The organism is Intrasporangium sp. (assembly GCF_035280925.1).
Classification (GTDB): Bacteria; Actinomycetota; Actinomycetes; order Actinomycetales; family Dermatophilaceae; genus Intrasporangium.
In genome coordinates this window covers 14,276-35,815 of the sequence record NZ_DATEEY010000080.1, presented here as the reverse complement: position 1 = coordinate 35,815, position 21,540 = coordinate 14,276, and the positions used below count along the sequence as shown (strand labels likewise).

At 69.6% G+C, this 21,540-nt stretch carries 20 protein-coding genes; 11 read left to right on the top strand and 9 right to left on the bottom strand.

Going from position 1 to position 21,540, the window contains the following annotated elements; genetic code table 11:
- The 5 genes from VJN29_RS08730 to pknB are packed head-to-tail and all read left to right on the top strand — an operon-like array spanning position 1 to position 7,597.
- A complete protein-coding gene (locus VJN29_RS08730; RefSeq protein ID WP_324143240.1) occupies positions 1-1,428 on the top strand; it encodes a PP2C family protein-serine/threonine phosphatase in 1,428 nt (475 codons plus the stop codon).
- Positions 1,425-2,816 (top strand): FtsW/RodA/SpoVE family cell cycle protein, encoded by a 1,392-nt coding sequence (locus tag VJN29_RS08725; RefSeq protein WP_324143239.1) that lies wholly within the window; start codon positions 1,425-1,427, stop codon positions 2,814-2,816. Before VJN29_RS08730 ends, VJN29_RS08725 begins: the two co-directional genes overlap by 4 nt.
- A complete protein-coding gene (locus VJN29_RS08720) occupies positions 2,813-4,276 on the top strand; it encodes a peptidoglycan D,D-transpeptidase FtsI family protein (protein WP_324143238.1) in 1,464 nt (487 codons plus the stop codon). The genes VJN29_RS08725 and VJN29_RS08720 overlap by 4 nt, the downstream gene beginning before the upstream one ends.
- A 29-nt stretch (positions 4,277-4,305) precedes the next feature.
- Complete coding sequence (locus VJN29_RS08715) at positions 4,306-5,691, top strand: serine/threonine-protein kinase (RefSeq protein ID WP_324143237.1); 1,386 nt, start codon at positions 4,306-4,308, stop codon at positions 5,689-5,691.
- A 31-nt stretch (positions 5,692-5,722) separates the two neighbouring features.
- Positions 5,723-7,597, top strand: a complete 1,875-nt coding sequence (gene pknB / locus VJN29_RS08710; protein ID WP_324143236.1) for a Stk1 family PASTA domain-containing Ser/Thr kinase — start codon at positions 5,723-5,725, stop codon at positions 7,595-7,597.
- 65 nt (positions 7,598-7,662) lie between these two features.
- Here pknB and VJN29_RS08705 read toward each other — a convergent pair whose 3' ends face one another.
- Together VJN29_RS08705 and VJN29_RS08700 are read right to left on the bottom strand one after the other, a co-directional pair.
- Complete coding sequence (locus tag VJN29_RS08705) at positions 7,663-8,307, bottom strand: aminodeoxychorismate/anthranilate synthase component II (RefSeq protein WP_324143235.1); 645 nt, start codon at positions 8,305-8,307, stop codon at positions 7,663-7,665.
- A gap of 64 nt (positions 8,308-8,371) precedes the next feature.
- Positions 8,372-9,184: a DUF881 domain-containing protein gene (locus VJN29_RS08700; protein WP_324143234.1), complete on the bottom strand. Its 813-nt coding sequence runs from the start codon at positions 9,182-9,184 to the stop codon at positions 8,372-8,374.
- A gap of 70 nt (positions 9,185-9,254) precedes the next feature.
- Between VJN29_RS08700 and VJN29_RS08695 the strand changes: the two genes are divergently transcribed.
- Positions 9,255-9,506, top strand: a complete 252-nt coding sequence (locus VJN29_RS08695; RefSeq protein WP_324143233.1) for a cell division protein CrgA — start codon at positions 9,255-9,257, stop codon at positions 9,504-9,506.
- Positions 9,507-9,609: 103 nt separating this feature from the next.
- Here the strand turns inward: VJN29_RS08695 and VJN29_RS08690 are convergent, their stop codons facing one another.
- Positions 9,610-10,557: a rhomboid family intramembrane serine protease gene (locus tag VJN29_RS08690; protein WP_324143232.1), complete on the bottom strand. Its 948-nt coding sequence runs from the start codon at positions 10,555-10,557 to the stop codon at positions 9,610-9,612.
- A 6-nt stretch (positions 10,558-10,563) separates the two neighbouring features.
- The gene (locus VJN29_RS08685) at positions 10,564-11,082 is read right to left on the bottom strand and encodes a peptidylprolyl isomerase (protein ID WP_324143231.1); all 519 of its coding nucleotides are present in this window, start codon (positions 11,080-11,082) and stop codon (positions 10,564-10,566) included.
- Positions 11,083-11,260: 178 nt separating this feature from the next.
- Here VJN29_RS08685 and VJN29_RS08680 point away from each other — a divergent pair, with 178 nt between their 5' ends.
- From VJN29_RS08680 to VJN29_RS08665, 4 genes are all read left to right on the top strand, one after another.
- Positions 11,261-11,869, top strand: a complete 609-nt coding sequence (locus VJN29_RS08680) for an antitoxin (RefSeq protein WP_324143230.1) — start codon at positions 11,261-11,263, stop codon at positions 11,867-11,869.
- A 48-nt stretch (positions 11,870-11,917) separates the two neighbouring features.
- Complete coding sequence (locus tag VJN29_RS08675; protein ID WP_324143229.1) at positions 11,918-12,799, top strand: hypothetical protein; 882 nt, start codon at positions 11,918-11,920, stop codon at positions 12,797-12,799.
- 495 nt (positions 12,800-13,294) lie between these two features.
- Complete coding sequence (locus VJN29_RS08670) at positions 13,295-13,693, top strand: effector-associated constant component EACC1 (RefSeq protein ID WP_324143228.1); 399 nt, start codon at positions 13,295-13,297, stop codon at positions 13,691-13,693.
- Complete coding sequence (locus tag VJN29_RS08665) at positions 13,690-15,852, top strand: caspase family protein (protein ID WP_324143227.1); 2,163 nt, start codon at positions 13,690-13,692, stop codon at positions 15,850-15,852. Before VJN29_RS08670 ends, VJN29_RS08665 begins: the two co-directional genes overlap by 4 nt.
- On the opposite strand, the gene VJN29_RS08660 is transcribed toward VJN29_RS08665, so the two are convergent.
- From VJN29_RS08660 to VJN29_RS08650, 3 genes are read right to left on the bottom strand one after another with little or no spacing between them, the layout of a single operon-like run.
- The gene (locus VJN29_RS08660; protein WP_324143226.1) at positions 15,815-17,065 is read right to left on the bottom strand and encodes an RNA polymerase sigma factor; all 1,251 of its coding nucleotides are present in this window, start codon (positions 17,063-17,065) and stop codon (positions 15,815-15,817) included. The two genes, VJN29_RS08665 and VJN29_RS08660, sit on opposite strands and share 38 nt — an antisense overlap.
- Positions 17,066-17,070: 5 nt before the next feature.
- Positions 17,071-17,439, bottom strand: a complete 369-nt coding sequence (locus VJN29_RS08655) for a YciI family protein (protein WP_324143225.1) — start codon at positions 17,437-17,439, stop codon at positions 17,071-17,073.
- A gap of 31 nt (positions 17,440-17,470) precedes the next feature.
- Positions 17,471-17,956: a hypothetical protein gene (locus VJN29_RS08650; protein ID WP_324143224.1), complete on the bottom strand. Its 486-nt coding sequence runs from the start codon at positions 17,954-17,956 to the stop codon at positions 17,471-17,473.
- Positions 17,957-18,137: 181 nt separating this feature from the next.
- Here VJN29_RS08650 and nhaA point away from each other — a divergent pair, with 181 nt between their 5' ends.
- Positions 18,138-20,009, top strand: coding sequence for a Na+/H+ antiporter NhaA (gene nhaA, locus VJN29_RS08645; RefSeq protein ID WP_324143223.1), 1,872 nt, complete (start codon positions 18,138-18,140; stop codon positions 20,007-20,009).
- Positions 20,010-20,188: 179 nt separating this feature from the next.
- On the opposite strand, the gene VJN29_RS08640 is transcribed toward nhaA, so the two are convergent.
- Positions 20,189-20,827 carry a TetR/AcrR family transcriptional regulator gene (locus tag VJN29_RS08640; RefSeq protein ID WP_324143222.1) on the bottom strand — a complete coding sequence of 213 codons (639 nt, stop codon included), beginning with the start codon at positions 20,825-20,827 and terminating at the stop codon, positions 20,189-20,191.
- Entirely contained in the window at positions 20,824-21,459 is a 636-nt protein-coding gene (locus VJN29_RS08635; RefSeq protein ID WP_324143221.1) for a TetR/AcrR family transcriptional regulator, read from the bottom strand. Before VJN29_RS08635 ends, VJN29_RS08640 begins: the two co-directional genes overlap by 4 nt.
- Positions 21,460-21,540: the final 81 nt, after the last annotated feature.

Below are 21,540 nucleotides of genomic sequence, written 5' to 3'. Positions count from 1 at the left end.
ATGGCCATCGCACTGCGCTATGCCGCGCGCTCCGACCTGGGACTCGGCCCCAAGTCCCGCAACGAGGACTCCGGATACGCCGGCCCGAACCTGCTCGTCCTCGCGGATGGCATGGGTGGTCACGCCGCAGGTGACGTGGCGAGCTCGATGATCGTGGGGGAGCTTGCCCCGCTCGACGACGAGGACGTCGGCGCCGACCAGGCGATCCCGCTGCTCGAGCGCGCACTCCGTTCGGCCAACACGAAGATGACCAAGGCCATGCGCGAGAACTCCGACCTGGCCGGCATGGGGTCGACGACGATCGTCATGCTGCGCACGGGCACCAAGATCGCCATGGCCCACATCGGGGACTCCCGGGCCTTCATGCTCCGGGACGGCACCTTCAGCCAGATCACCAAGGACCACTCCTTCGTCCAGCAGCTCGTCGACGAGGGCCGCATCTCGAAGGAGGAGGCGGGCAGCCACCCGCAGCGCTCGGTGGTGACCAGGGTCATGACCGGCCAGCCCGACGACGATCCCGATACGTCACTGCGCGAAGCCAGGGTCGGGGACCGGTTCCTGCTCTGCTCCGATGGTCTGTCCGACTTCGTCGGCGCCGACGTCATCGAGGAGATCCTCGTCGCGGCCGCGACGCCCGAGGAGGCGGCGGACCGGTGCGTCGAGGTCGCGCTCAAGGCGCACACTCGGGACAACGTGACGGTCATCGTCGCCGACGTCGTCGACCCGGATGGCGGCGACCTGCCCACCACGGTGCCCCAGGTGGTGGGTGCGGCGGCACGAAGCCTGCGGGACAAGACCAGGGCGATCCCGACGACGCCGGCCGAGAAGGCGGCGGCCCTGTCCCGTGAGGCGACGGGCCGCGGGCGCGACAAGGACAAGCGGGACGAGATCCCGGAGCTCGCCGACGACCCCAGACGCTCGCTCCGCTCGAAGCGCCTGCGTCGTGGCGTCCTCGGTCTCGTCGTGCTCGTCATCCTCGTCGGCGGCGGGTACGCGGCGTGGTCGTGGTCGCAGCAGCAGTTCTTCGTCGCGGCAGATGAGGGGCACGTGGCGATCTTCCGCGGCGTCGCCAGTGACATCGGCCCTGTCGGCCTGTCGGGACTCGAGGCACGAAGCGACGTCACCGTGTCCGAGCTCCCCGTCGACGTCCAGGGGTCGGTCTCGCGGACCATCCCGGCGGCTGACCTTGCCGACGCGCGTGCCAAGGTGGACCGCCTCCGTGCCGAGGCGGTCAGATGCCGCGCCCTTGCCGCCTCCGGAGTGCCGTGTGGCAGCACGCCCGTCGCGACGCCCACGACCCCGCCCACCATTCCCACGGCCCCCACCAGCACCCCGCCCGCCACCGCGCCCGCCACCGCGCCCGCCACGGCACCGACCACCGTTCCGGCCACGGCTCCCGGCCCGGCGGCGACGGGGGTGGCGCGATGAGGACCACGGTCGAGCCACTCACCCCACGGACCCGGCGCGGGGTCGAGCTCGTCCTGCTCGTCGTCGCGATCGCGATCGTCCTGCTCGCCTGGGTGACCGTCGACCTCAACCGCAACGGCACCGTTCCCGCGAACATCATCCCCGTGGCCGGTGGTCTCGTCGTCCTCGCGGTGATCGTCCACCTGGTGCTGCGGTGGAAAGCGCCCTACGCGGACCCGGTGCTCCTGCCGATCACCACGGCCCTCAACGGACTCGGGCTCGTCATGATCCACCGCCTCGACCTCGCCGCCGGTCGTCTCGGCGCCGACGGCAGCGCGAACCAGCAGATCATCTGGACGACCCTGGCCGTCGCGCTCACCGTGGCGGTCATCTGGGCGCTCCCCGACCACCGGCTGCTCCGTCGCTACACCTACGTGTCGCTTGCCGTGGGCTTCATCCTGCTGCTGCTCCCCCTCATGCCGGGCATCGGCCGCGAGGTCAACGGCTCCCGGATCTGGATCGCCGTCGGGCCGTACAGCTTCCAGCCGGGCGAGTTCGCCAAGATCGCCCTCGCCATCTTCTTCGCGGGCTATCTCGTCCAGACCCGGGACGTCCTCAGCCTCGCGGGCAAGCGAATCCTCGGCTTCACCTTTCCGCGCGGCCGCGACCTCGGTCCCATCCTCGTCGCGTGGGTGCTCGCGCTGCTCATCCTCGTCTTCGAGAAGGACCTCGGGTCGGCGCTGCTGTTCTTCGGGGTCTTCGTCGCGATGCTCTACGTCGCGACGGAACGGGTCTCCTGGATCGCCATCGGGCTGCTCCTCTTCGGCGTCGCCGTCGCGTTCGCCCTGTCCGCGTTCGCCCACTTCCAGAAGCGCGTCGACCTCTGGCTCGAGCCCTTCTCCCCGGACAACCTCGAGCGCTCGAACCAGCTCGCCAACGGCCTCTGGGGCATGGCGGCCGGAGGTCTGACCGGCACCGGCCTCGGCGGGGGCCGGCCCTGGCTCACGTCCTTCGCCGAGAGCGACTTCATCTTCAGCAGCCTCGCCGAGGAGCTGGGCCTGTTCGGCTCGGTCGCCATCCTGCTGCTCTACCTGGTCTTCGTCCAGCGCGGCATCCGCACCGCGCTCGGGGTCCGGGACGGCTTCGGCAAGCTGCTCGCGATCGGCCTGACCTTCTCGGTGGCGTTCCAGCTGTTCATCGTCATCGGTGGCGTCACCCGGGTCATCCCGCTCACCGGCCTCACCACCCCCTTCCTGTCGCTCGGCGGGTCGTCCCTCCTCGCCAACTGGATCATCATGTCCCTGCTCCTGCGCATCTCCGACCAGGCCAGACGGCCCGTGCCGGCGCTGCCCGTCGGTGTCGATCCCGACCCGGCTGCCGCCGAGGCCACCCAGGTGGTGAAGCTGTGAACACCCCGATCCGCCGGCTCTCGGTGCTCATCGCCGCCCTCTTCGGCGCGCTGCTCGTCGCCTCGACCATCATCCAGTTCGCCCAGGCGCAGACGCTGAACGTCATGGCCGCCAACAAGCGCACCCTGCTCGACAACTACTCCCGCGAGCGGGGCTCGATCCTCGTCGAGGGTCAGGCCATCGCCAAGTCGGTGCCGGTCGACGACCAGTTCGCCTGGTTGCGCACCTATCCGCAGGGCCGGCTCTACTCCCAGATCACCGGCTTCTACGCCTACTCCATCGGCAACCCCTTCGGCCTCGAGAACGCCGCCGACGACCTGCTGTCCGGCAAGGCCGACCGGCTCTTCGTCCGCCGGGTCACCGACCTGCTCACCGGGCGCGACACGGTCGGTGCGACCATCGAGCTGACCCTGAACGCCAAGGCCCAGCAGGCGGCCTCGGACGGACTCGGCAAGAACCGTGGGGCGGTCGTCGCCCTCGATCCCCGCACCGGAGCCATCCTCGCCATGGTGAGCCACCCGCAGTACGACCCCAACCCGCTCTCGAGCCACGACCTGGCGAAGTCCGAGGCGGCCTGGAAGAAGCTGTCGAACGACAAGGCCAAGCCCTTCGTCAACCGCGGCATCACCGGTGACCTCTACCCGCCGGGCTCCGTCTTCAAGGTCGTCACGGCCGCGGCTGCCCTCGAGCAGGGCCTGCTCGAGGACGAGAACTCCGAGGTGCCCGGACCAGCGGAGCTGGACCTGCCGTTGACCAAGACCAACCTGCCCAACGAGGATGGCCGGGCCTGCGGTCCGGACGACAGGACGACGCTCATCCACGCCCTCGAGATCTCGTGCAACACCGCCTTCGGCTCGCTCGGCCTCGAGCTGGGCGGCGAGCAGCTGCGCGCGCAGGCCGCCAAGTTCGGCTTCGGGGACTCGCTCCAGATCCCCATGCGCGTCTCGCCGAGCACCATGCCCGCCGAGATCAACGCGCCCCAGTCGGCCCAGTCGGCCATCGGCCAGTACGAGGTGCGCACGACACCGCTCCAGATGGCCATGATCGCCGGGGGCATCGCGAACCAGGGCCGCGTCATGACTCCCTACCTGATCCAGTCGGTCCGCACCGCTGACCTCGACGTCATCGAGTCCGCGCCCGACCCCGAGGAGCTCTCGCAGGCGGTCTCACCCCGGACGGCCGACATCCTCAAGCAGATGATGGTCTCCGTCGTCGACAACGGCAGCGGGCGTCGCGCCCAGATCGACGGGGTCGCGGTGGGCGGCAAGACCGGCACGGCCCAGCACGATCTCGAGAAGAACCCGCACGCGTGGTTCATCAGCTTCGCCCCGGCCGACGACCCGCAGGTCGCCGTGGCCGTCATCGTCGAGGAGAGCGGCGTGACGGGCAACGAGGTGGGTGGCGCACGGGTCGCAGCCCCGATCGCGAAGGACGTCATGGAAGCGGTGATCAACCGATGAGCAGCCGATGAGCAGCCGATGAGCAGCCGATGAGCACGGCCCTGCTGACCTACCGCAGCGGTCAGGTCCTCGGCGCCCGCTACCGACTCGTCTCGCCCATTGCCTCCGGCGGGATGGGCGAGGTCTGGGCGGCGACGGACGATGTCCTCGGACGCGACGTCGCGGTCAAGCTCATCCGCGCGTCGTCCGACGACGGTTACCGAGACCGGTTCCGCGACGAGGCCCGGCACAGCGCCGCCCTGCACCACCCCAACATCGCGGCGGTCTTCGACTACGGCGACAACCACGACGCCCCCTACCTCGTCATGGAGCTCGTGCCCGGCGAGCCGCTCTCGACCCTCATCGAGACGAACGGCGGCGACGGCCTCGAGCCGGACGTGGTCCGCTCCATCGCGGGTCAGGCAGCGCTGGCCCTCGCTGCCGCGCACGAGTCCGGGGTGGTCCACCGGGACGTCAAGCCGGCCAACATCATCGTCACACCGGACGGCCAGGCGAAGCTGACCGACTTCGGCATCGCGCGTCCGGCGCACGGCAAGGGCCACACGCTCACCGGCGAGGTGCTCGGCACCCCGGAGTACCTCAGCCCGGAGCAGGCCCTCGGGGAGACCGCGACCGAGGCGAGCGACCTCTACGCGCTCGGGGTCATCGCGCATGAGATGCTCACCGGGTCCAAGCCGTTCGACGCCGGCACGCCGGTCGCCACCGCGGTGGCCCAGGTCAGCGAGGAGCCGCCACCGTTGCCGCCCACCGTGCCGGACGACCTGAAGTCCGTCGTCGAGGCGTGCCTGGCGAAGTCCCCCGACGAGCGCCCCGCCGACGCGCGAGCCCTCGCCGACGCGCTCCTCGAACCACTTGGAGGTATGCCGCTGAGCTCGCTCCCGGCGCCGGTCTCCTCCCAGCCGTCCCCCACTCGGTCACTCCCGCCCGTTCCGGCGTCCGGCCCCGACCCCGCGGCCGGCACCGACCCAGCCGCCGACAGTGCTGCGTCTGCCGCGGTGGACCCAGCCCCGAGCATGACGCGGGCAGACCTGCGGAAGCGAGCTCAGCGGCATACGGACTCGCGCCGCAGGCCTTCGGTCGGGTGGCTCGCCGTGCCGCTCGTCGCGCTGCTCCTGTGGGGCGCCTTCGCCCTCGGCTCGCTCCTTGGCAGTGAGGAGCCGACCGCGGCCACGACCCAGCCGCAACTCACCACCCCCGTTCACGTCGGCACGGCCACGCAGCCCGCGACACCGAACGCCACGCCCACGACCGATGCGTCGACAGCTGGTGCGTCGAAGCCCACTGGGTCGAGACCCGCTGAGACGGATGCGGTCGCCGTGACGGCGGAGTCGGAGCCATCGACGACGGCGACCCCGACCGAGACACGGACCCTTCCCGGCAAGGGACTCGGCAGGGGGAAGGGCAACAACAAATGACGAAGCAGGGCACGAACGAGAGGCAGAAGCCGTGACGACCACACCCCGCGTCCTGGGGGGACGCTACGAGGTCGGTGAGCTCATCGGACGGGGCGGCATGGCCGACGTCCACCTGGGCCACGACACCCGGCTCGGGCGACAGGTGGCGATCAAGATGCTGCGATCCGACCTCGCACGTGACGCCAACTTCCTCATGCGCTTCCGGCGCGAGGCGCAGTCGGCCGCCGGGCTGAACCATCCGGCCATCGTTGCGATCTTCGACTCCGGGGAGGACGACAGCGTCGTCGAGGGGCCGGGCGGCACCCACACGACCCTGCCCTACATCGTCATGGAGTACGTCGACGGGCAGACCCTGCGCCAGAAGCTGGCAGCGCACGAGCAGCTGGAGCCATCCGAGGCAATCTGGATCACCGAGGGCATCCTCGACGCGCTCGCCTACAGCCACCGGATGGGCATCGTCCACCGCGACATCAAGCCGGCCAACGTCATGATCACCTCGAACGGTCACGTCAAGGTCATGGACTTCGGCATCGCCCGGGCCATCGCGGACACGGCGGCGACGATGACGCAGACCCAGTCCGTCGTGGGCACCGCGCAGTACCTCTCGCCCGAGCAGGCCCAGGGCCAGACGGTCGACGCGCGCAGCGACCTCTACTCGACCGGGTGCCTGCTCTTCGAGCTGCTGGCCGGTCGGCCTCCCTTCCAGGGCGACTCACCCGTCGCGATCGCCTACCAGCACGTCGGCGAGACACCCCAGCCACCCAGCGTCTACAACCCCGCGGTCGGCGGCGACCTCGACGCAGTGACCCTGCACGCGCTGGCGAAGGACCGGAACGCCCGCTACCAGGACGCGGAGTCCTTCGGCGAGGATCTCGAGAACGTCCGTCTCGGCCGTCCGATCAGCGCTGCTGCGCTCGGGGCCGGGATCGCGGTGGGTGCCGCGGCCACCCAGACCATGCCGACGCCCTACTCCGCTGCGGGCACGCCGACGGCGGTCCAGCCGGTCATCACCTCGCGCCGCGAGCGCTACGAGAACACTGCCGGGCTCCCAGCGGTCGGACACGACTTGGACGTCGAGGACGAGAAGCGTGGCGGAGCCGGGCGGGCCGTGCTCATCTCCCTTCTCGTGCTGGCCCTGCTCGGTCTCGCCGGGTGGGGCGCGGTGACGTTGTTCAGCAACCAGGACCCACCCGTGGTGAAGACGTCCGTGCCCGACCTGCGCGGCATGGACGAAGCCGCTGTCGCGCGCGCCCTCCAGACGTACAAGCTCCAGGGGGAGCGCAGCGAGGCGCCCAACGAGATGGAGTCCGGCAAGGTCTTCGAGCAGAGCCCGGAACCGGGCCTCGAGGTCAATGAGGGGTCGGTCGTGCGCTACACGGTCTCGACCGGTCCCGGCAGCGTCGCCATCCCGGACATCCGCAACTTCGACCGGAAGGATGCCGAGGAGCGCCTGAAGCAGGCGGGCTTCGCCAACATCGCGTTCGAGGAGCGCGACGACCCGGAGACGGGCAAGGACAAGGTCATCGAGACGGACCCGGCGATCGGAACCGCGCACGCCCCCGATACGAGGATCACCGTCGTCGTGGCCAGCGGGAAGGTCCAGGTGCCAGAGGGTCAGGTCGGACGGGACTGGTCCCTCGTGTCCAACGAGCTCGCCCGGGCGGGACTCAACCCGAAGCGCGTGGACGTCGAGTCGGAGGAGCCCTCAGGGACCGTCATCTCCGTGGAGAAGGAGGGCAAGCGGGTCGACGTGGGCAGCGAGATCGAGGTCGAGGTCGCCACGGCGCCCGCGCCGGAACCGACGACGACGACCGTCATCGAGACGACGACCGTCATCCAGCAGCCGACGACGACCGCGACGACGACGACGACCGAACCGCCGGGCGATGGGGGCGACGGGGACTGAGCCGCACGCAGGCCGGGTTCGAGGTATCCAGCGACGACCAGGAGTCGATGGATACCTCGAACCGGTCAGACCGCGGCGGTGACCAGAGGGCTCAGGCCAGCCGAGCGCTCGACGGCGCCGGCGTCACCGCACTCTGCGAGGAAGTTCGCCAGCATCCGGTGCCCGCCCTCGGTCAGCACGCTCTCCGGGTGGAACTGGACGCCGTGCAGGGGTAGTTCCCGGTGGCGGACCGCCATGATGACTCCGGTGTCGGTACGTCCCGTTGAGATCAGCTCATCGGTCAACGTCGCTGGGTCGATCGTCAGCGAGTGGTAGCGGGTGGCGGTGAAGGGGGTCGGCAGCCCCTGGAGCACCCCGGTGCCGTCATGGTGGACGAGCGAGGTCTTGCCATGGAGCAGCTCCGGCGCCCGGTCGACGGTGGCGCCGAAGACGACACCGAGTGCCTGGTGACCGAGGCACACGCCGAACATCGGGGTCCGGGTCCGGGCGCACTCCTCGATGATCGCCATCGAGACGCCAGCCTCCTCGGGAGTGCCGGGCCCGGGAGAGACGAGCACGCCGTCGTAGGTCGGCGCCGCCGAAGCCTCGACTGCGTCATTGCGCACCACCCGGCACTCGGCGCCGAGCTGCTCGAGGTACCCGACGATGGTGTAGACGAAGCTGTCGTAGTTGTCGACAACGAGCAGACGTGGGGTGGTCAGGCGAGGCATCGGGGCTCTCTGGTCGGTGTTGGTCGGTGTTTGGTCAGTGCCGGTCAGTGTTGGTCAGTGTTGGTCAGCGGATCGGCGTGGCGTGGGCAAGGTCGACCGATCCCGAGTAGGCCGGGAACTCGACCGACGGGTTGGTGTTGACCTGCCAGCCCAGTCCAACCGCCTGGACGTAGTCGAGATAGGTCTGGATCGTCGGGTCGGCGTCCAGGCCCCGCAGCATGGAGTCGACCGGGCCGATGGCCTGGATCCGATACGGCGGCGCATAGACCCTGCCCTGGAGGATGAGCGTGTTGCCGACACACCGGACGGCGCTGGTCGAGATGACGCGCTGGTCCTGGATCATCATCGCCTCGGCCCCGGATGCCCAGAGTGCGTTGACCACCGCCTGGACGTCCTGCTGGTGGACCACGATGTCGTCGGGCGTGAACCGGTCCGGAAGTGAGTCGAGCCGGCGGTCGGAGTCGTCGAGGACAACCTCGACGACGGGACCCTCGACCTTGGTCGCCGCAGCAGTAGCCGCAACGCGCTCGGCCTGGCCGTTCAGGGCCTCCAGCCTGGTGTCCTTCGGACCGTTGGCCGTGGTGAGTGCCTCGACCTCCTGGAGGAGGGCGTCGAGCTCCTTCGCCTTCGCCTCGTTGCGGGAGTCGCCCTCGACGATGAGGGACGGCAGGTCCCGGTCCGCGCGCAGGTCGTCGCCCTGCGCCGCCTGGAAGCTCATCGCGAACATGATGCCCGCGCCCGCTGTGACGAGTGGGACGACGAATCGCCAGCCCAGCCGCAGTCGTGTCGCGGGCTCCGGATCGGGCGCTGCGGCGGCGAGGTCCTCCGGCGCGCGCGAACCATCGCGGTCACGCTCCGGGTCTACGTCGCCGAGCATTCCAGGCTTCCTCTCAACTAGGCTGTTCCAGACCTATTCTGACCCACGCTCTGACCCGGAGGAGCCAGCAGTGCCCGAGTCCAAAGGACGTGACCGCAAGGCCGCGGCTTACACGCCACCGCCCAAGTCCACGGCCAGAGAGCCCAACCCCACGTGGTGGGCACCCGTCTTCGTCACCTTGCTCATCCTGGGCCTCCTGTGGATCGTCATCTACTACATGACCGAGTACAAGTATCCGATCGAGGCGATCGGCGTGTGGAACCTCGCCATTGGCTTCGTCCTGCTCATGTCCGGATTCATCATGACCATGCGGTGGCGCTGATCCGGCTGTCCGCCACTGTCCACAGGTTGTCCCCAGCTGGGGACAAATGACATGGGTGTAACTACTCCACAAGGTTGCCCACAGATGTGGACAACCTTGGTCCTCAGCGACGCACCGGGAGGTTGAGCTCCCTGATGTCGACCGGCACGGTGAGGTACTTGCCCACGGTGACGAGGACGAGGACCGCGAGCACGGCCCCGAGCGCGACCCACGTCAGGTGTCGGACCCGTTGGCGCCGGAAAAGCACGATGGCCCCTGCACTGGCGAGGCCGGTGAGGAACCCGCCGAGGTGCGCCTGCCACGAGATGCCGGCCACGACGAACCCGAGGACGGCGTTGATGACCAGGACGGTGTAGATGCCCGCGACAGACCGGTTCAGATGCCGGTTCAGCACGATCATGGCGCCGAAGAGGCCGAAGATCGCGCCCGAGGCTCCGACGACCGGCGTGATCCAGGCCCTGTCCGCACCGGTGATGAGACCCTCGATCGTCGGGTTGCCGGCGAACAGGAGAACCGCCACCTGGCCGCCGATCCCGCTGATCAGGTACAGAGCGAGGAACCGGGCACGCCCGAGTAGCGGCTCGAGGTAGGTGCCGAGGATGTAGAGCGCGTACATGTTGAACCCGATGTGCAGCAGCGACTGCGGCGCATGCAGGAACATCGCGGTGACGAACCGCCACGGCTCCGTCCAGCCCAGAATGGGCACGAACGCGTAGTCCCTGGTCGCTTCGATCGAGACCCACTGGATGAGGAAGACGGCGGCGCACAGTCCCATGATCGAGTAGGTGACGATCGGTCGGCCATCCGTGGCCCGGCCACCGAGGATGGTCCGGGCACGGGGCGCTGCCTGCGCTGCCTCGCGGACGCAGTCGACGCACTGGATGCCGACAGGAGCGGGACGTTGGCACTCCGGGCAGGCCGGCCGGCCACACCGCTGGCACCTGACGTAGGCCTCGCGGTCGGGGTGCCGAGGGCACACCGAGGGCCCGGCCGGCTGTTGCCCAGCCCCCGGCTCAACCGGGGGCTGGGGACCGAATCCGCTGTCGGACAACGTGCCTCAGTCCTCGATGGTGACCGAGTTGATGACGACGTCCTCGCGAGGCTTGTCGTTGGCGCCAGTGGAGACGCTGCCGATCCGGTCGACCACCTCGCGGGACGGGCCATCGACGACCTCGCCGAAGATCGTGTGCTTGCCCTGCAGCCACGACGTCGCCCCCGTGGTGATGAAGAACTGGGACCCGTTGGTCCCCTTGCCCATCCGCTTGCCCGCATTCGCCATCGCGAGCATGTAGGGCTGGTTGAAGTTCTTCTCCGGGTGGATCTCGTCGTCGAACGTGTAGCCCGGCCCACCCATGCCGGTGCCCTGAGGGCAGCCACCCTGGATCATGAAGCTCGGGATGACCCGGTGGATGGTCAGGCCGTTGTAGAACGGGGTCGGGCTCGTGCGACCCGCGTCGTCGGTGTACTCCTTCTCGCCTTTGGCCAGACCGACGAAGTTCTCCACGGTCTTGGGCGCGTGATGGGGGAACAGCTCTGCGACGATGTCCCCGAAGTTGGTGTGCAGGGTTGCCTTCATGCGCCCAATCCTCGCACGGCGCGGCGGCCGCCTTGCTTCCGAGGCCGTATGCCGCTGGGCTGGCTTCGCGAGTCCGCCTCCCCTCGGCCGACGCAGGTCTGGGTATGAGGAGGGTGGACCCGGCGGCCCGTCGGGTGAAGGATCGAGACAGGAACCCCAGACCGAAGGAGCAGCAGCCGTGTCATTCATCGACAAGCTCAAGCACCAGGCGGACGAGCTGGGTCTCAGTGAGAAGGCCTCCCACATGGTGGAAGAAGCGAAGAAGGTGGCCGGGCAGGCCAAGGAGAAGGCCGGAGACCTCGCGGTCGAGAACCGCGAACGGGTCGAAGGTGCGCTCGACAAGGCCGGCGCCAAGATCGACGAGAAGACCGACGGCAAGTACGCCGACAAGATCGCCAAGGCCAAGGAACAGGTGACCAAGGGCGTCGACAAGATCGCCGAGCGCAGTTCCCGGACGACGCGCACCGGGCCCGCCTCGGCCGGCGGATCCGGCACGCAGTGGGGCGGCGCGACAGCACCCGGCGGGGCCGCCGCTGGAACGGCTGCCGGCGCGGAGGCGACAGGCGGCTACGATCCGCTCATCGATGAGGAGGAGGTCGCCGAAGAGGTCCTGTCGACCGACCTCGATCCGGAGGCGCCCCTCGACGCTCCCCCTGAGGCAGCAGTTGAGTTGGCGGGCGGGCGCCCTCAGCGCGCCTACGACGAGTCAGGTGAGCCGATCGACGACCTGCCCCTCGAACCGGACGCACCTGACGTGCCCGGCGCCCCGAGCTCGGAAGGCTGGTGACCCAACCGAGGAGTGTGGGTAAGGACCAAGACGACCTAGGAGGAGTGCATGTTCCGAACGAAACCGACCCAGACCGAGAAGCTCAAGGCGCAGGTCGTCGAGGTGCGTGACCAGGCGGCGCCGATGGCCAGCGCCGCAGCGGAACGCCTCAAGGAGGCTTACGAGGAAGCGCGGGTGCGCGCGGCTCCCGTGGCGTCCGACCTCGCCGATCGTGCCCGACCGAGGATCGAGGCGGCCGAGTCGACGCTCGTGGACTCGGTCCTGCCCAAGGTGGGAGCCGCCCTCGGTGTCGCGTCGGCGGCTGTCGCTCAGGGCGCCCACGAGGCCAAGGACCTGGTGCGCGACTACGAGCCGCAGGTCCAGCACGCTCGCGCGTCCGCTGGCGACTTCGCTCGGGTGAGCAGTGATCGGCTGCGCGACGCCTACTACGTCCTGAGCGGCGAGGCCGTCGCCAAGCCGGTGAAGCGCGGCCGCAAGAAGTGGCTCATCTTCATCGGGCTCGGCGCCGCGTCCGTTGCGGCCGTCGTGGCGTATCGCAAGCAGCAGGCCAACAATGACCCGTGGGCCACGCCCGTGGACAGCTCGATGGGGAGCACGGCTGGAACGACCGGCTTGGACACGAGCGGCTCGCTGAGGGACAAGGCGGCCGAGAAGGTTGGGCACGCGAAGGAAGCAGTGACCGACGCCGCCACCAAGGCGAAGGAGAAGGCGACCGACCTGGCGGCCAAGGGCCAGACCGTGATGGCCGACCGCAAGGACGGCGTGACGGAGGGCGAGATGGCCTCCGCCTCCGCCCGCGCCGACGAAGCGCTCGGCGAGCCCACCGGTCAGGTGACGGCCATCGACGCAACGCTCGGTTCCGATGCCATTGACGCGTCGGCGGGCACACTGCCGAGCGAGTCCGTCAAGCCGAAGCGGCCGAAGGCCTGACCCCGACAAGCACACCGACAAGCACACCGACAAGCAGACGGACCCGGTGCCTGGGCACCGGGTCCGTCTCCGCTTGAGCTGGCTCGCACAGACAGGGGGACAGCGCGAGCCAGCACATGCAGAAGGGCTGGGCGCGGTTCGTGCGGGCCCAACCCTTCGCTGCATCCAGTGTAACCACGTACTGGACGTTCTGGCGAGCGGCTCGTGGAAAGTTCTACCAGAGTGTGCCTGCAATCACGTCCTTTCCCGAGCGACGCTGCCATCTGGCAGGTCGGCCGGACGCTGGAGGGCTTCGCCCAGTCTGGCACCGGCGGGGGAGCAGGCGCCACCGGAAGTTGCTGTGGATTTCTTGGGCACGCTGGCCCAGCGGCATACGGCGCACGCTCGTCCCATGCCGCTGGGCCGAGGTCGCGGTATCTGGAAGGGCACAGGAGGGTTCGTATCGGCGAGTAGCATTTTCGGTGCAGGGGTCTTGCACCACCTCGAGGTGGGCCGATGGACACGAAGGTGACGGTGTCGCTGGGGGAGCGGGATGCCGATCCCGCACGCCTGGAGGTGCTGCACCGGCAGGTCCGAGAGGAGCTGCGTCAGGTCGACCACCTGGACGTGGCCTCCCTGGCAAGTCCAACCGGGTCAACGCCGGCGCCTGACGGCACGCGGGGGCTCGGTCCCGCCGAGATCAGCGCCCTCTCGGTGGCAATCCTCGGATCCGGCGGGCTGACGGCGCTGCTCGCGTCGCTGCGTGACTGGCTGCGCCGTGGGCACGTGGCACCGCGGACGGTCCGCCTCGAGATCGACGGTGACGTCATCGTCCTCGAGGACGCCGACGCAGCGGAGCGGAGCGAGCTGCTGCGGACCTTCCTCGGCCGCCACGGCATCGAGGAGCCGGCATGACCGGCACCCGTCGAGCGCTCATCGTCGCGAACGACACCTACGACCACGCCAGCTTCGCGCAGCTGCGAGCGCCGGCTGCGGATGCGGCGGCGTTGGCCGGCGTGCTCGGTGACCCTGAGATCGGCGGCTTCACCGTCGCGGTCGTGCACAACGAGCCGTCCTACGACGTGCAGACCCGGATCGAGGACGTGTTCGCCGACAGCCGACCTGACGACCTCCTGCTGCTCCACTTCTCCGGGCACGGCGTCAAGAGCGACACCGGCGAGCTCTTCGTGGCCGCGCGCAACACCCGGCCGGACCGGCTCGCGTCGACTGCCGTGTCGGCGGACTTCATCCAGCGGTGCATGAAGACCTCCCGAGCGCGCAGCATCGTGCTCTTCCTCGACTGCTGCTACGGCGGAGCCTTCGGCCAGGGCGTCGCGGTCCGCGCCGCGGGCCCGGTCAATGTCATGGACAGCTTCCCGGCGGGCCGACTCGGCGGTGGGCGAGGCAGAGCCGTCATCAGCGCGTCCAGCGCGATCGAGTACGCCTTCGAGGGGACCGCGCTGGCCGCCGACGAGCGGGCCAAGCCATCGGTCTTCACGTCGGCGGTCGTCGAGGGCCTGCGAACCGGGGCAGCCGACCGTGACGAGGACGGCCTGGTGTCGCTGGACGAGCTGTATGACTACGTCTTCGACCGGGTGCGTGCCGAGAACCCGAAGCAGACGCCCGGGCGCGACGTCGAGATGTCGGGCGATGTCTACCTCGCGCACAGCCGTCGGCGCCGCCTGCGGCCACAACCGATCCCCGATGCGATCGCCGCGGCGCTGACGGAGACAAACCCGACCTTCCGACGTGGAGCCATCAGCGAGCTGCGCGACCGGCTCCGGCACGAGGACCCGGGCGCGGCACTCGGGGCGCTGGAGGCGCTGCGCGAGGTGGTGCGCACCGACACGAAGTCCGTGGCCGACGATGCCGAGGCCGCGATTGCCTCGGCGACCATGGCGGTGGTTCCCTCGTCGTTCGACTTCGGCGAGGTGGCTGTCGGTGCGGGGCCGCAGAGCCGGACGGTCGAGGTCCAGGGACCAGCGCTGGCGCGTGCCGTCACGGTCCAGGCGGAGGCGCCGCTCGAGGCGGTCGTCGAGGAGGACGGCCGGGTCACCGTGACGCTGTTGCCGGTTCGCGAGTCGTTCGAGGGGCAGGTCACCATCACCAGCCCCGTCGGATCCCTCGTCGTGCCCGTCACGGCGCACGTCCCAAGCGACGAGGCGGCACCGGTGGCAGTCGAGCGTGAGCTCGTTGAGCGCCGCATCACACCATCGGCGCAGCAGGTACCGATCGCACACCCCTCGCAGCAGTCGAATGCCGAGGAGCGGTCGACCGCACCTTCGCCAGGTCCCGTCGCGCCGCTCTCTGGACGGAGCCGCGGGTTCGTCTCCGTCACGTCTGCCCTCGGCGGTCTGCTCGTCCTCGCCAGCTATGCGGCCCCGTGGACGGGTGAGTACATGGTCCAACCGTGGTGGCCCGGCTTTGTCGTTGGCATCTTCATCGTCGGAATCGCGGCGATCGTCGCTGGAATCGCCGTCGTCGTGGACCAGAAGGGCCAGGTAGCGGCCGGGTTCATCCTGGGCGTCTCGGTCGTGGCGGCGAACGCGATCCTCACGGCGTTCGGGATCATGGCGGACGTGGGAGCGGTGGAGCTGCGGCTCGGTTGGGTGCTCAACGTCGTAGGCCAAGTGCTCATCGTCGCTGCCGGGCTGGCGTCTCTTGTCTCCGTCATGCGCGCGGGTGCTCTCGCACTGGAGTGGCCGACCCGTCCCGGCCGCGAGCGCCTGGCGATCCTCGCGCTCGTCGTCATCGGCTGCGGAGTCCTCGTCGTCTATGCCGTCTACCTGGGGGATGCAGAGGGCAGCAAGCCGTACGGCGCGATCGCGATGGCCTGGGCGGTGACCTGGCTGGCTGTCGGCGCGGTTGCAGTGAGCGCCCGCCCTCCGGCTCTTGCCCGGTCCTTCCTCGCCGGCTGGGCCCTGGCCGCACTGGCCCAGCCCCTTTCCGACTGGTCCTACCTCGGCGACAACGGCAACCCCTCGCAGGGGATGCCCATCCTCGTCATCGTCCTGGTCGCACTCGTGGTCGCGGCCATCACTCTCGACCGCCGAGGCGAGCGCCCTGCCGGGTGAGGTAGCGCCGCTCTGGCTCCGACGCTGTCAGCGCCGCAGCCCTCTCGTAGGCTCGGCGCGCCCCGTCGGCGTCTCCGGCCCGCTCGAGGAGGTGGGCGTGGACTGCCTGGACCCGGAGGTTGCCGCGCAGCCGTGGCTCGTCCGCGATGGTCGCGAGCTCCCGCAGCGCCGTCGCCGCGCCCTGGACCTCCGCGACGGCGACGAGGCGGCTCAGCGCGACGACCGGACTGTCGTCATATCGCTGGAGCAGCGTGTAGAGCGCGAGGATCTGGGGCCAGTCGGTCGCCTCGTCCGTGGTGGCCTCGTCGTGCAGGGCGGCGATCGCGGCCTGCAACTGGTAGGGGCCCAAGGGGCCAAGGGACATCGCCTCGGTCACCAAGGCTGTCCCTTCATCGATCAGCTCCCGATTCCAGAGGGACCGGTCCTGCGCTGGAAGGGGGACGGCGTCACCCCTGTCGTCGATCCGGGCCGGGCGCCGCGCCTCCGTCAGCAGCATGAGGGCGAGCAGTCCGGCGACGCCGGGTTCGGAGGGCAGCGCAGTGCGGAGCATCCGGGTCAGCCGGATGGCCTCGGAGCTGAGGTCGACTCGGACCAGCTGCTCGCCCGATGTTGCGGTGTAACCCTCGTTGAAGACGAGGTAGAGGGCATGGAGGACCGCAGGCAGCCGCTCGTCACGCTCCGACGGCGTTGGCAAGAGGAAGCGAGCCCCCGCCGCCGCGATGGCCGACTTCGCCCGGCTGATGCGCTGGCCCATCGTGGCCGACGGGACGAGGTACGCCCGTGCGATCTCCTCGGTCGTGAGGCCGCCGACGGCCCGAAGCATCAGCGCGACCTGTGAAGGCGGCGAGATGGCGGGATGGCAGCAGAGGAAGAACAGGACGAGGCTGTCGTCGCCCTCGGACGGGCGCTCCACTCCGGGGGCGGGCGTCGTGTGACCATCCACGGGGACGGCCCGGGCCAGTCGCTCCTCCCGGCTCTGTCGAGCCATCTCCCGGCGGAGCAGGTCGGTCAGCACTCGGGAGGCCACCCGGATGAGCCAGGCCCTCGGGCGATCGGGGAGGCCCTCGTGCTGCCACTGGTCTGCCGCCCGCAGCAGGGCTTCCTGGACGGCGTCCTCCGCCAGGTCGAAGTGGCCGTAGCGACGCACGAGCGCACCGAGGACCTGCGGCGCCTCCCGTCGCAGCAGGTCCTCGGTGCGCGTGTCGATCTGCACTGGAGTCAGCCGTCAGGACTGGGCCCGTCCATGATCGGCCGGACCTCGATCGGCTCACCGGTGACCTCGACGACTCGGGCGGCGATCTCGACCGCCCGGTCGTGCGAGACGACATCGACGATCGAGAAGCTCACGAGCGTCTCCTTCAGCTCCGCGTACGGCCCGTCGGTGGCGATGGGTACCCCGTCGACCTGCTGAACCGTGGTCGTGTGCGATGGGTCGGCCAGGCCCTCCGAACCGACCCATTCGCCGGAGGAGCGCAGCTCCTGCTCGAAGCGCTCGTAGAAGTCGCAGATCCGTTGGATGTCCTCGGCCGTGACCGTCTGCTCGTCCCAGGTCTGCGCGTTCGTGTAGCCCAGCAACATGTACTTCATGCCGGCCCCCTTCTGCTGGAAGTGTAGTCAGTCAGTCGTCGACGCGGGTCATGGTGGATTCGTAGCCCCCTCCCCCTGGGTACACCCACGAGCCGGCTACCGCGTGGTCGCCCTCGCCGAACGTGCCGGTGTAGCAGGCGGGTGATCCCTTCTCACCGGCCCAGATGCGCAGGGTGTCGCCGTCGAGCTCGTAGACGTAGTCGAGCGTGTTGCCCGTCGTGTCGTAGAAGCGGGAGTGGACCTCGGCGCTCGGCTCCGCACCGAAGGGGCGCAGGTTGCCGATCAGCTCGAGCCCCTCGATCTGTTGGCCGAACTGATCGAGGTGGACGCGCTGGAGGAGGAAGTAGCCCCCCTCCATCCACTCGTACGTGACGGTTCCCTCGGCGCCGCCGGTGACGGCCCACGTGCCGACGAGGCGGTCCAGGGCGCGCAGCTCCGGCGACGGGTCGGGCGTCGGGGGAAAGTCGAAGGTGACCTCCTCGGTGGGGCCGTTCTGGTTCGGGGTCTCGGTGCTCATCGTCATGCCTCTCGGTGTGGTGGCACCCCTGGTCGGTGCCGGACACCTGCTACGACGAAGCCGTCTTCGCACTTTCGACATGACCACGGAAGGCTTCTTGGGCACCCGGCGAGCACAGCGGCATACGGCCTGCTGGATCGCTTTGGGCGCCGTTGGGCGTCCGGCAGGGCAGGATCAGTGCGTGAGCACGACGACCGCAGCGACGCGCCGGTACCAGCTTGCCGGCCAGCTGTCCGCGCCGCTCCGGCGTTATCTCGCCACGGAGTCGGGTGGCGCCGCCCTGCTCGTCATCGCCACATCGGTCGCCCTGGTGTGGGCGAACTCGCCTTGGTCGGAGGCCTACTCGCGGCTCTGGGCGACCGAGTTCGCCGTGCAGCTCGCCGACTGGACGCTCCGGATGGACCTCGGTCACTGGATCAACGACGGCCTCATGGCGGTGTTCTTCCTCGTCATCGGCCTCGAGGTGCGCCGTGACCTGTCTGTCGGCGAGCTGACCGACCGGCGCAAGCTGCGGCTGCCGCTCCTCGCGGGCGTTGGCGGCATGGTGGTGCCTGCGCTCCTCTACCTGCTCGTCAACCCGTCGGGGGAGGCGGCCAACGGCTGGGGCATCGTCATCGGCACGGACACCGCCTTCCTCCTCGGCACGCTCGCGCTCGTCGGGCCGACGACGTCAACCCAGCTGCGCGTGTTCCTGCTGACGTTGACCGTGGTCGATGACATCGTCGCGGTATCCGTCATCGGCCTCGTGTACTCGGACAGCCTCAACGGTGCCGCCCTCGCTGTCGCGCTCGGGGCCGTGGCCGTGCTCGTCGGGCTGGGGCGATCGAAGGTGTGGCGAATCTGGCCCTATGCCCTCACCATCCTCGTGCTCTGGCTCGCGACCGTCGACTCGGGGCTGCACGCCTCCGTCGCCGGCATGGTGGCCGGCCTCCTCGTGCCCTCCTACACACCACACCGGCAGGCCGTCGAGCACGCGGCCCGTCGGTTCCACGCGTTCCGGCAGTCACCGCTTGCCGATGTGGGGCGGTCGGCCCAGGCGGCGCTCGTGCGGGCGGTGCCGGTCAACGAGCGGATGCAGCTCGTGCTGCATCCCTGGACCAGCTACGTCATCGTGCCGGTCTTCGCGCTCGCGAACGCCGGAGTGGACCTGCGCGGTGGCGTTCTCGGGGAGGCGCTGCGCTCACCGGTGACGTGGGGCATCGTCCTCGGTCTCGTCGTCGGCAAGTTCGTGGGAATCGGGGCAGTGGCACTGTTCGGTGCCCGGCTCGGCGTGGGCGCACTCCCGCAGGGCGTCGGGCCGGGCCAGATCCTCGGCGGCGCAGCGCTGTCCGGGATCGGCTTCACGGTGTCCCTGCTCATCCTCGGCCTGGCCTTCGGTCCGGAGGCGCAGGATGAGGCGACCGTCGGGGTGCTCCTGTCGCTCGTCCTCGCCACGCTGCTGGGATGGCTGGTCTTCAAGCTGGCTGCCGTCTTCCACGGGGAGACATCGGCGGGTCTGCCCATGGTCCTCGACCGGACGGTGGATCCCGCCCGCGACCACATCCGCGGCTCGACGACCGCGCCGCTCACGCTTCTCGAGTACTCAGACTTCGAGTGCCCCTTCTGTGGACGCGCAACCGGAGTCGTCGCCGAGGTTCGTGCCCACTTCGGCGATGAGCTGCGTTACGTCGTGCGTCACCTGCCCCTGCCCGATGTGCATCCCCACGCCGAGCTGGCCGCAGCAGCAGCAGAGGCGGCGGGGGCGCAAGGGCAGTTCTGGGAGATGCACGACCTGCTCTTCGAGCACCAGGACGAGCTCGAGACGGAGGACCTCGCGGGCTATGCGGGCGACCTCGGGCTCGACGTCGAACGCTTCCTGCGCGACCTCGACGAGGACGTGTACGCCGAGCGGATCCGCGAGGACGTCAAGAGCGCGGAGGCCAGCGGCGCGCGGGGAACGCCAACGTTCTTCGTCGGCGACCGCCGCCACGTCGGGCCGTACGACGGGCAGACCCTCATCGCTGAGCTCGAGGCCAGCCGCCAGGCGGGCACCGCCGGTGTGCGCGGCCCCTGACGCGGGAAGGACTCGCATCCTGCTCCGCCTGGCGGAGCAGGATGCGAGCGGTTGGACGTGAGGGTTCGACCATCGCGGTGCTCGCCGTCGAATGTGCAGTTCGCGCCGGCATCACGTGCACACTCGACTGGGACTCAGCCGCGGCATCACGTGCACACTCGACCGGGAGCCAGCCGGTGTCAGCGCGCCGAGTCGGCGATGGCTCCAAGCGTGCCGGCGAGGAGGTCGACGTACTGGTCTGGCTCCCAGTCGGGATAGACCTGCGAGCCGACGATCATGCCGTCGGACAGGGCCACGACGAGGCTGGCGAGGTCCTCGGCCAGGTCGGCACCGACGTCGTCCGGCAGGAACGCCGTGAGCCACGCGGAGATCATCAGGCGGGACTGGTCCCGGACGTCGATGTACGCCTCGCGCGTCTTGGCGTTCTGCTCACCCGTCTCCAGCACCACCTGCATGCCGATGCGCAGGAACGCAGGCATCTCTGCAAAGGTGGTCGTCGCTTGGCCGAGGATTCGACGCAGGCCCTCGGCGATGGTCGTGTCGGCACTGACGTCCCATCGCGGCACGGACACGAGCCACGTGGCGAAGCTGGAGCGGATGACCTCGGCGAAGAGGTGGTCCTTGTCCTCGAAGTACCAGTACACCGAGCTCACCGGCAGCCCCGACCGTTGACAGACCCGGGCGATCGTGGCACCGGCGATCCCACGCTCCTTCGCCAGCTCCGACGCCGCGGCCATGATGCGGTCCCGAGACCGCTCAGGCACCCCCGCCGTGGCCTTGCGGCTCGTCCGTGTGGATTCCGTCTGCTGGGTCGTCATGACGCGACTCCCATCGACTCGAGGTGCCGGCCCAGCCCCCGGGACATGAGGGAGACGAGTCGCTTGATGTCCTTGCTCGTCGACGAGCGGACCTGGAGGAACAGTCCGTCCATGAGCATCATGTAGTAGCGGGCCAGACGAGTGGTCAGCTCGGGATCGGCCTCGATCGCCTCTGGCGCGAGCACCGTGGCCCACCAGTCGCGGACCGCCACCTCGGTGTCCGTGCGCACCTCCGCGTAGAGGCGCCGCGCCGCCGGCTCCTTGACCCGCTGCTGGAGCGTCAGGAGCAGCCCGAGCGACCAGAACTGCGGCGACGTCGTCAGGACCTGGGCGGCGCGTTGGAACCGCTTCTCGATCCGCTCGGAGAAGTCGTCGGGCTCGGCGGCCGGTACCCACGTCGGCGCGGTCGCACGCCAGGAACGGTAGGAGTGCTCCAGCGTCGCGGCGAGCAGCTGGTCCTTGCTCCCGAAGTGCCAGTAGATCGAGCTGGCCGGCAGCCCCGTCGCCTCCTGGACGAGGGCGACGGTCGTGCCGTCATAGCCGCGCTCTGCAGCGATGGCGAGGGTCGCCTCGAGAATCGCGTGTCGCGACTCGTCCCCCTGCCGATGCCGGCGGTCCGTCTTCCGTGCCATTTCCTCGCTCCTCCGACTCGCCCCTCCGACGGGCCGCATGCCACCCCTGCGCGTCGTTCACAAACACCGCTCTCTGTAGCG

What these genes read in the sequence shown, in the direction of transcription:
- VJN29_RS08685 (WP_324143231.1), bottom strand. Translation starts at nt 11,082, where the DNA reads ATGAAGGCAACCCTGCACACCAACTTCGGGGACATCGTCGCAGAGCTG.
- VJN29_RS08705 (WP_324143235.1), bottom strand. Translation starts at nt 8,307, where the DNA reads ATGCCTCGCCTGACCACCCCACGTCTGCTCGTTGTCGACAACTACGAC.
- VJN29_RS08675 (WP_324143229.1), top strand. Translation starts at nt 11,918, where the DNA reads ATGTTCCGAACGAAACCGACCCAGACCGAGAAGCTCAAGGCGCAGGTC.
- VJN29_RS08730 (WP_324143240.1), top strand. Translation starts at nt 1, where the DNA reads ATGGCCATCGCACTGCGCTATGCCGCGCGCTCCGACCTGGGACTCGGC.
- VJN29_RS08715 (WP_324143237.1), top strand. Translation starts at nt 4,306, where the DNA reads ATGAGCACGGCCCTGCTGACCTACCGCAGCGGTCAGGTCCTCGGCGCC.
- VJN29_RS08650 (WP_324143224.1), bottom strand. Translation starts at nt 17,956, where the DNA reads ATGAGCACCGAGACCCCGAACCAGAACGGCCCCACCGAGGAGGTCACC.
- VJN29_RS08725 (WP_324143239.1), top strand. Translation starts at nt 1,425, where the DNA reads ATGAGGACCACGGTCGAGCCACTCACCCCACGGACCCGGCGCGGGGTC.
- VJN29_RS08670 (WP_324143228.1), top strand. Translation starts at nt 13,295, where the DNA reads ATGGACACGAAGGTGACGGTGTCGCTGGGGGAGCGGGATGCCGATCCC.
- VJN29_RS08655 (WP_324143225.1), bottom strand. Translation starts at nt 17,439, where the DNA reads ATGAAGTACATGTTGCTGGGCTACACGAACGCGCAGACCTGGGACGAG.
- VJN29_RS08640 (WP_324143222.1), bottom strand. Translation starts at nt 20,827, where the DNA reads ATGACGACCCAGCAGACGGAATCCACACGGACGAGCCGCAAGGCCACG.
- VJN29_RS08635 (WP_324143221.1), bottom strand. Translation starts at nt 21,459, where the DNA reads ATGGCACGGAAGACGGACCGCCGGCATCGGCAGGGGGACGAGTCGCGA.
- VJN29_RS08665 (WP_324143227.1), top strand. Translation starts at nt 13,690, where the DNA reads ATGACCGGCACCCGTCGAGCGCTCATCGTCGCGAACGACACCTACGAC.
- VJN29_RS08700 (WP_324143234.1), bottom strand. Translation starts at nt 9,184, where the DNA reads ATGCTCGGCGACGTAGACCCGGAGCGTGACCGCGATGGTTCGCGCGCG.